Origin of the sequence: Lysinibacillus sp. CNPSo 3705, assembly GCF_028674935.1 — a bacterium.
Taxonomy (GTDB): Bacteria; Bacillota; Bacilli; order Bacillales_A; family Planococcaceae; genus Lysinibacillus.
The window spans coordinates 1-4,331 of sequence record NZ_JAQZSD010000127.1; the positions used below are offsets into that span (position 1 = coordinate 1).

Below are 4,331 nucleotides of genomic sequence, written 5' to 3' on the forward strand. Positions count from 1 at the left end.
ATTGCATATTGTTTGTTATTTTTTTAATTTTTTCTTAATTAAATTTCAATTATCAATTCAAAAACCTTGTTAAAACAGGATTCCTACGATAATATGACCTTAAAAGTCTTAATTCGTTTTTAATTTTTTTTCAATTGTAAGGAAAGGAGAGTTTAAAAGTGGAGGAGAGCAGAAAAAAACTAACAGTAGCAGAGAAGCAAGCCTATGTTTTAGATACTTACAAGGATGATCCTTTGTTACTTTACATTCAGGATAGAGAAGCTCAAAAAGTCTTTATGGAATATGCTCAAGACTTTTTTGAGAATGTTGAAATAGATAAACACTATACAAATAACACTGCTACCCAGCTACTGGGATTTAAGTACTCACAAAAAATTTTAAATATATTGAATGATAGTAAATACGCAAACTACTTAAGAACTTACAAAAAGGGAAATCAATACAGGCATAATATTGAAGTCCTATTTAAACTGCTTTTAATAACTTTTCTTTCTGAGTCGCTTTTACTTAATGCTCCTGATATTTCAACGATCTTAGGAGAAGACGCAACATACACATCATTAAGTGATGATAACGAGCGTATAAATAATTCTGGTCGTCAAAATATAAATCCAAATTTCGTAAAAGCTTTAATAGCTGAGGGACTAAATGAAAATATGCTACAAATGCAAGAGGGATTTAAACAGTTTGCAGAGGAATTGGAAAAAAGAGAGCTACTTAAAGAACAGCAATACTTAAATATGCAAAATACGTTGCTAGAGCATATAACTTTTACTGAGAAAGTATCTCGGAAAGAGCTTGAATTAGTTGAGGCCAAAAATAAAATGAATCAACTCCAAGCTGAAATCAATTATTTGGAAGCACATATTAAGACTGAAGAAAGACAACTGGCTGAAAATAAAAGGACTATTGCTGTTTTGGTGGATAGAGAACAAGAAACTTCTCAGCAAGCAACTATGAATTCGGCTGAAGAAATGACTGTTAATGTACCAATACCTTCTGGGAAGAAGTATATACCTCGATTCTTTAAAAGCTTGTTTTTTATAGAAGAAGGTGAAGATATTTCGGAACAATCAGTGAAAATCACTAAAGAAAAAGATAATGAAACAATTGAACACATGAAACAAAGGCAAGCTACTTTATTAAAACATATTGAGGATCTAACTTTAGAGCAGGGTAATATTACTGCGTCTATTGATAATAATAAGGACCTGAATAGCAAACTTAAAAGTGATTTACAAATATGCGTTGAAACAGTGAAAGAGTTAGAAGAACAGCTACATGGTTTAAAATCTAACAAGAGCATTGAATCGCTTAAAAAGCAGCTAGTAATGCCAACTGATATTAAATAATTTGTAATTAATTTATAATTAATAATTAATCATTAATAATTAATTATTAATTTTTATACAGATAAGAAAAAGCTACTCTAGAAAGAGTAGCTTTTTTGTCCTTCAAAAAAACGCTGTTCAGGGGTTACCTGAGCATTAATTTGAATACGTGATTTAATTACATTAATCATAACAATTTGTTCTTAAAATTGCAACAATCAGATTAATATTTATTAAATGTATTTTGCAAATTAAATTTTGTACGTAGCAAAACAAGGGGATTAGAATGTAAAAACTATTGCAGAGCGTTAATAAAATTTGGTACAATTGTGGTGTCCTTCTAAAAAACGCTGGCATGCGTCTATACACTCTTATTTGCTGTTTTTTTGCACAGATATGTAATCCGACGACATATACTGTAGCTTAGTGCTTTTAAGGCTGTATACGAACGTAACAGGGTTTATTTGAGTATATTTTTATGGACAAATAAGTACATTTCTAAAATTTTAATTTGTTTTTAGACAAATTAAAAAGCACACCACAGTTTCCGACGCTGCGACGTGCTTGTGGTCCTAAGACCAATGATTTTAAGATGACAACCACTATCCAAGGGTTACGGCAAATAACTGCTTGGACAACATCAAAAAAAGAGAAGGGAGACGGTAAATTTATAAATTACACAATCAAATATTTAACATTCTCTTTCAATGTGTCTGGGTGTTTTGTGTTAAGTCCATATTCTTAAAATAAAGAATATGCCTTTCAAATTGCCTTTTTTTATAAAAGCAATACATACTTTATTTTAACAAAGAAGCTGTTGTTTTGGCAATAGATTAAAGTCATTTAAAGTATGATAATTTATAAAACTAGCTAATTTTTTTAGAGATACTTAACCATAGTTCCCAGTACTTGCATGAGATTAATATTTTTCAGCAAGGAAGTGCGACTATGACAGAATCATTAATTAAACATAATGTAACGTCATTTACAGATGATAAATTCCAAAAATTATTAAATACAAATAATAATACACCTCGTTTTAATATTTCATTTATACAAAAATTAATTAACGATAAGTTACAGCTTACGCCAACTTCTATTCGTATTTTATTTAAGTTGATTACATATACAGATGTAACTGGTGAAATACATGCAGGACAAGGCCTTTCAGAAATAGAAGCTACTATGATCGTTAGACACGATACATTTATTCAAGGTTTAGATAGACTAATTAAATATGGTTTTGTACTAAAAAAGAACGGGAACTATTTTTTAGCTTCCGATTTATTTACAACATATCAATCAGAATTAACAAACGGGCGTTTCCTATATTTTGATAACTATGCTGTATTACAAGATGATGCTGTTATGGGTGATTTAACTTTAAATGATATGCGTTTATTATTACATCTGTATGCAAACCGAAGCCCACAAATGTATTCTAGAACTCGCATAACGAATTTATATAAAAATAATTTTGTTAAAAATAGCAAGGGGCTTGATTTCTTTGATAGCTTTCAAGATCTTGTAAAATCATTTTCTAAATTAACATTTTTAGGCCTTATTGATTTAAAGCTTAGTTATAGTAAAAAATACTGTACACTGCTGCAACACCAAAATAAACTTACTGGACAACTTGTACTTATGGTTACACCAGATATGACCATGGCTGACATTGAATCTATAATTTTAAGCTACTACGAGAGAGATTCCAGAAAAAAATTAGGTAATACGACAAGTACGTACTTTTTAATTGATTATCGTATGCCTAATACACATTACACTAATAAAATTCAAAACAAAGCTAACTATTCAGAGTTACGCTTACTTTGTGATGCCTATGGTATTAGTTTTGATGAAATTAGTGATAGCGAACAAATAGGTTATGTAATTGGAAATAAAAACATGCTTTATAAGTTAGCCGGTGATTTTGGCTGCTCATTATACAAACAAGCTCTTAATGATTTATTTAATGAACATAAAGAACGTGTCTCTACTTTTGTGGCTCTCGAAAGATTTGCTAACGTTTTGGTAGATTATTATATTCTTCCAGCAATTGAAGAAATAATTCTAAACTTTAACAATAGTTTTGTAGACAACGAAAAGTTTGATAACTTATGTAGTTATTATCAACATAAAGTTTCTGAAGAACGTTTAATGGTATTTATTTTAGAGAATGAAGCAATTATTAAAGTGTTATTACAGGACCCAAACAACAGTTTAAAGAACATTTATGATTACTCTACCTATTTATGGAAAAAATCATATAGCAATGATATGCAACAAGCTGATAAAAAGAATATTATTGTCTTTGAAGAGTACAAAAGGTTAGTTAAAGAAGTTTTTGCAAATCAAATTCGTTATGATTCTAACTTGGTACAAGTTTATTTGGATAATAACTATTTACTCAAATTAAAAATGCAAGAAACAAATGCGCTGGAGGAAAAGGTAAAACAGTTTAATTTTGCTGCCCAGGCGTTAAAAAACACATATAAGAAAATAATACTGGAACAAGAATTATCAAGTCTTGGGGAATCGTATACAAAGTATGCACATTCTCTAGTTGATCTACTTCATGACAAGATATTTGTACATTCAGATGAGACTCCAATGTCTGTAGAAGAAATTTATGAACTTACAGATGATGAAACACGTAAGCTATTTTCCACTAGAAGGACAAAAATTCGTATATGGGCAAACGAATATTTGCATAAATTTATAAATACTCCAACCCCCAATACAAAGGTTCCATTTTATAACTGGTTGGAGGAACGAGATTAAATTTTTAAAAATACGTACATATTTTCGGCTACTTCAATTGTTTTCGGAGTGGCCAATTTGTCATGCTTTAATTTTGTTAAAAATTTCAAAAGGATATTTTAAGGAATAAAAATTAATTCTAGATTTCCCATCACTTTTTTTTTGCTCTATAATGGAAATAAAATCCACATAAGTACGACTATAGATAATATAAAACCATGTATATACTATGTAATAGTT

General features: G+C 29.6%; 2 protein-coding genes. Both read left to right on the plus strand.

All coding sequences use genetic code 11. The annotated features are described in order from the left end of the window. Positions 1-158: 158 nt before the first annotated feature. Complete coding sequence (locus PVA17_RS24390) at positions 159-1,352, plus strand: hypothetical protein (protein WP_274069280.1); 1,194 nt, start codon at positions 159-161, stop codon at positions 1,350-1,352. 927 nt (positions 1,353-2,279) lie between these two features. Then, positions 2,280-4,112, plus strand: a complete 1,833-nt coding sequence (locus PVA17_RS24395; protein ID WP_274069281.1) for a hypothetical protein — start codon at positions 2,280-2,282, stop codon at positions 4,110-4,112. Positions 4,113-4,331 lie beyond the last annotated feature (219 nt).